The sequence below is a fragment of the Pseudomonas sp. GW821-FHT03E01 genome (assembly GCF_059420765.1).
In genome coordinates, this window is sequence record NZ_JBWKUI010000034.1 from 1 (window position 1) to 4,991 (window position 4,991).

The window sequence follows — 4,991 nt, forward strand, 5'->3', positions numbered from 1 at the left end:
ATGAATTGCTTGAGGTCGGTGAGTACCGGGTTGGTTTCGATCAGGTATTTGTGCGGCTGGGATTTGCCAGCGTTGCTTGGCAGGCCTTGGACGCGGTTGATCGTAAAGGTCCTACACCAACCTCGGAATCAGGCACCTTGCACCGCTGGAACGATGAAGCTTATAGTCCGCCCGTCGTCCCAATGGCGACCGGGTTTGGCGACCTGACGAACGAGTGCGAGAGCTGTCTGCTTATTTGCAGGCGCCTTCGCATCCGCAAAACTGTTTTTATGGCAGTTGTGCGCGGGAGACCTTCGGGTCTGCCGGTTACTCGTTTCCGGTTCGCCAACCTGCGTACAGCTGCCACCCCATTTCGTTTGGCGACGATCTGCTGGCAGTCTCAGCAAACTAAACGAGGCTTCAACTATGGATAGATACATGCCCCTCACCGGAATCGACCTGATCCCGGCATCACTCCTCATCGACACCCAAGCGCCATTGGATGTCCTGCAAGCAATGGCGGATTACCGTATTCGCACGGTTACCCAGGTATTGGAGAACATCGCCTTTCGCGCAGAAATCGGCTGCGACACCGTCGTGCTATCCGACTTCTCAAAATTGCTCGCCATACCGTTGCGCGATGGCTGTGATTTGATGGATGTGATTGGTCGGCGGTTGCGGGAGCAGGCTGCGGAGTGAATGAAAACGGGCGACCTGTAGGTCGCCCGTTTTATATGGTTCAAACAAAAACCTAACAGTTAGGGTTCTTCGATTTGTCGTAAGAAAAATCGGGGGGGCTCAGGGAAAAATTTATCTTCTGGGTAATAAATAAATCCGTCCCCTTTAGGTTTTTACTTGGAATTTGCAACCATTAACAACTAGACGAGTCTTGAACAAGAGTCCTTATTGGTCGCCGGGCAAACAAATAGATCTGTCCTCTTTTCGGTGTGCCGATCCTTGTGGCCGATGCGGGTTTTCGGCGGCCCTGGATCAAGGCTGTCGAGGCGCAAGGTTGGTATTACGTGGCTCGAGTGCGCAATCGCGATCTTTACCGCAGTGATTCGAACACCTGGTTGACGGTGAAAAATCTGTACGCTTTGGCGTCTTCTTCGCCGGAGTCACTGGGCCAAATCGAGATGACCCAAAGCGCTCCGCATTTTATCCAGTTGTACTGCGTCAGGCATCCCGCCAAGGGGCGGAAACATCAACGCGTCACCGGATCAATCGCTAAAAACAAACTCAGCAGGCAATCGGCTAATCGTGAACGAGAGCCATGGTTGCTGGCCAGTAATCTGCCGGAGGATCTATGGAATCCATCGAAAATTGTGGCGATTTAAAAGCAGCGGATGCAGATAGAGGAAGGCTTCCGAGATGTAAAAAGCGAGTACTTCGGTGTTGGCGTGACTCGCCATCGAAGTCACTGCCCACGCCGAATTGAAGTGCTGTTATTGATCGCGGCTCTGGCCAACTACATCATCTGTTTGACCGGCTTGCAGGCCCGCGAGGCGGGCCACGAACATCGCTTTCAAAGCAATAGTCTTAAAAACCGACGAGTCTTATCGCTGTGGCGACTGGGGTTGGAATACTGGCGGAGCGGACGCGGCTCAAAGTCTGGAAAAACCTTGGAGAGACTTGAGCACGCGTTAAGAAACGAGGTACATCAACAGGCGCAGGCTCTGGAGTAGATTTGTGGGGATCACTCAGAGTCTGCCCCCATTCTCTGCCATTCTCAGGATAAACGTGGTCTGTCCCCGTTTTTCCTTTTCAAAGAATCGGCCAAATTTCTGTTAGACATTAATTCTCTAGCTGTAGACCTTAAATCATTTCTCATGGCAAATGCCTGTTTAGCCTGATCTTCCAGAGGTAATCCGGTATCAATTCGACTTGGGATTTCTGCCTCTTTAGATAAATACCAAGCCCTGGCCTCTCTATCAGTTAGAGTCTTAGGTTGAGCAACATTGTCCCACCACTTTGTATAGGCAGCAGAATCATCGATTGCTTTTGCACCCTCTAATTTTCGGCAAAATAAATATCAAAAGACAACTCTAAATCCAGATCCGCCAAAGCGCGCATTTGCTCAGGCCAAAGTACTGGGCCGCTGTGCCCTAATAAAGAAAACCATACACACTTCAAGGTGACTTTAACACCATCCATCTCTTGAATTTTACTTAGTGATTCACGATGCGGATAAATAGTTTCGACCAGCCAATCGATATGCTCCCTGATATCTTTAGAGGATATGTTACTTTCAGTAGACAGGAACCACATCGAGTTTTTTACTTCCCTGGTAAGCCCCCGACTATTTGCAACCTTTTCCCCAGCAAAATTTGCGACTGTAGGCTGAATCTGCAAAAGCTTAGTAATTTCGTCTGGATGAAATTCTCCGGAAAAAATCATTAGCCTGACATAGCACTCAGCACAGGTTTCATAATCTGATGCTACAGGTGTAATTCTGGCTTTTACACTCATGGCAGATAATCTCTAATATTCCCGATAACTTCGCCAGTCTTACCTACATAATCGCCATTATCTAGTATTCGACCGTGAAAATTGTTAGGCAGTTTGCCAGCATCGGCTTTTAGTGCCTCAAGCGCTCTCCCCCACTCACGCGGAGTTAAGCTCTCACCAAAATATTCATTCAAGCCGTTGGCTGTGCTTTTGTTTAGAGTATTGCCCCCTGTTTGCAAAACATTAGGTACTCGGCCGGACGCACCTACACTGGAAGGAACAGGTAATGGTAGCCCTTCACCGTCAACCCATTTCCCATTAATGAGCTGATTACCTTTTGCACCCTCTCCAAATCCATCAGCATCCTTGGAGATTCCATCCCCTTTTTTTACACCATTGCCAAGCGAATTGCCATTTGCGGCCTTACCCCACCCCTCGGTCAACATCGTATTGCCGAGGTTGAGCAGCATCCCGGCCTTCTCAGAAACACTCAATACCCGCCCAGCGGCGTTGTCCATCCAAGACGTTTCTTTAGTCCAAGTGTCTAGATGAGCTTGCTCCGCAGTGGTCAACCATCCTTCTTGGATGTACTTGGCAAAGGCTAGTTGATCATCGGTAACAAAAGTGCCTCCCCACGCATCCATGCCTTGTGAAGGAATGGCAACCTTGCTCGGATCGCCCACCATCAAGCCATACATGTCATATGCGATGGAGGTTTTGAACAGGTTCAACAGGTCCTTTGCAACCGGATCGTCCATGGCGATGGTATTGGCTTGGATAGATTCGACGCATGCACGCGTCGTACAAGCGTCGATCAAGGCAGATCGCGCAGACGAAATTTTCTCGTATTGCGCTATCACCTCGCGAATTTTGGCCTCGCTGCAATTGCCACTCGCTTTGCAGTCTTTGATCTCATTCAAAAGCTTTTCAGCCGTTGGATGATCGAGGCTATTGAACTTTGTCGCCTGGGCGGCGACCCAACCGGATATCGCCTGATCCTTGTCCGAGCCGCCTGCAGCGGCAGTCACAGACAAACCGATCAGCTGTGAAGTCAGCGCCAGAAGCTGATCGTGTGCGTCGCCTTTGAAAATGGAATCGCCAATTGTGGCAACAAATGCCTCATTAGCCCCGGCGGCCAGAGCGCCCATTTTGAAATCACCGCCAGCCAACTCTGCGATCAGCCCCCCCACCAATGCATGTGCTGCAACTTTTGCAGGGAGTCCTGAAAACTCCAGTTGGGTCCCAAGCTTGTTATAGAGAGAGGCCGACAATGCGTCGGCAACACTGCCTATGGCAGCTTCAGCCAGTGCGTCTTTGAGGCTGCCGCCATTGAGCGCTGCGTTTGCCGAAGCGGCGAAGCCATTTTCAGCCAAGGTGTATCCGGCATACTTGGTGAAACCGTCCAGCTCACCCAATGCGAAACCATGAGTGGCCTTGCCCGCGCCTTCGGCAGTCACGCCAAATGCTTTGTCTAGGACACCCGCCGCAAAGCCCGCTACCAGCCCGCTAACTACATACCCTTTTAGGCTCTCCGAAGAGGTCACATCCTTGAGCGTGGCACCCAAGTTGCCCTTGTTGTTGATCCCGCTGATGGCTGCCTGCGATAAAACGGCCGAGAAACTCGCCGTTGCAGCAGCCGCTGCTGCGGCGCCAATAGTTGCTGCCGTGGCTGCTGACATACCAGCAGCCAACGCGGCAGTTTGTGCTGCGGCGGAAGCGGAACTTGCAAGAGCTGCGGCAGTGCCCGAGCCAGCAGTCAAGACAGTGACAATGATAATGATCGCCAGCATCGCCCCTTGACCGAGCCCGGAGTTGCTGTACTCGTAAGAGTCGTGCACCTCCTGAATTAGCTGCCAATCCACGTCCCCACGCTGCTCAGCATCTTTCAACCAGACCATTTGCGGGTCGGCTGCCACCATCGCATCAATGGCCTGGCTCACCGTCTGCTGATTGACTTGCTTGAGGTCAATATGCAGCCCATTTACCGCATTTATTGCGACATTGCCCTGCGCGGTTAGCACGCTTTGGCGCAACGTTTCATCGGTGCTGCCCTTGCCTGACATCGACATCCACGCGAGGTTGGTATCACTCTTTTCGTGACTTTCCTGATGCGTATCTTTCACTGCCTCAAACGTAATGCTGCCGCCGCTGTCCAGCGTCAGGTCTCCGCCGCTGTTGAGCTTGGCGCCCTGGTAACGCTGATCGCCACCGCTGACTAGGGTCAGGTCGCCGCCTGTGGTGATTTGGCTCCCGATGTTTTTCACATCAGTCACCTCATCACGCTGGGTCTTTTTACTGCCCCAACCACCGCTTTTTTTCATGTCATACAGTGAGTAATCACTGTTCTGTGCGGCCAGCAGTTGCAGGTCGCCGTCGGCATGCAGGTAGGCTTCTTTGCCGGCGCTGATGTCGCTGGCAACCAGCGTCATGTCCTTGCCGGACTTGAGGGTCAGTTTGCCGCCCGCATCCAGTGAGGTGCCGATCTGGCTGACGTGGTCTTCCTGACGGGTTTCTTTTTTGTCCTTGAAATAGGAATGCTCTTCGTTGGCGGCAGCACCGAAGAA

General features: G+C 51.9%; 4 protein-coding genes and 1 pseudogene. 3 read left to right on the plus strand and 2 right to left on the minus strand.

Annotated elements, in window-relative coordinates; all coding sequences use genetic code 11:
• The 3 genes and pseudogenes from AC07VO_RS29840 to AC07VO_RS29850 all read left to right on the plus strand — a co-directional run.
• Positions 1-413, plus strand: a 413-nt coding sequence (locus tag AC07VO_RS29840) for a hypothetical protein (protein ID WP_492568759.1), incomplete at its 5' end; no start/stop codon positions are given.
• On the plus strand, positions 406-678 hold the full coding sequence (locus AC07VO_RS29845) for a hypothetical protein (protein ID WP_086946472.1): 273 nt from the start codon (positions 406-408) through the stop codon (positions 676-678). The genes AC07VO_RS29840 and AC07VO_RS29845, both read left to right, overlap by 8 nt.
• 251 nt (positions 679-929) lie before the next feature.
• Positions 930-1,664 (plus strand): annotated as a pseudogene (locus AC07VO_RS29850) (IS4 family transposase); the annotation flags it as partial.
• A gap of 325 nt (positions 1,665-1,989) precedes the next feature.
• Here the strand turns inward: AC07VO_RS29850 and AC07VO_RS29855 are convergent.
• On the minus strand, positions 1,990-2,448 hold the full coding sequence (locus tag AC07VO_RS29855; RefSeq protein WP_225609357.1) for a DUF4279 domain-containing protein: 459 nt from the start codon (positions 2,446-2,448) through the stop codon (positions 1,990-1,992).
• On the minus strand, positions 2,445-4,991 hold a 2,547-nt coding region (locus AC07VO_RS29860), incomplete at its 5' end, for a DUF637 domain-containing protein (protein ID WP_492568757.1). The genes AC07VO_RS29855 and AC07VO_RS29860, both read right to left, overlap by 4 nt.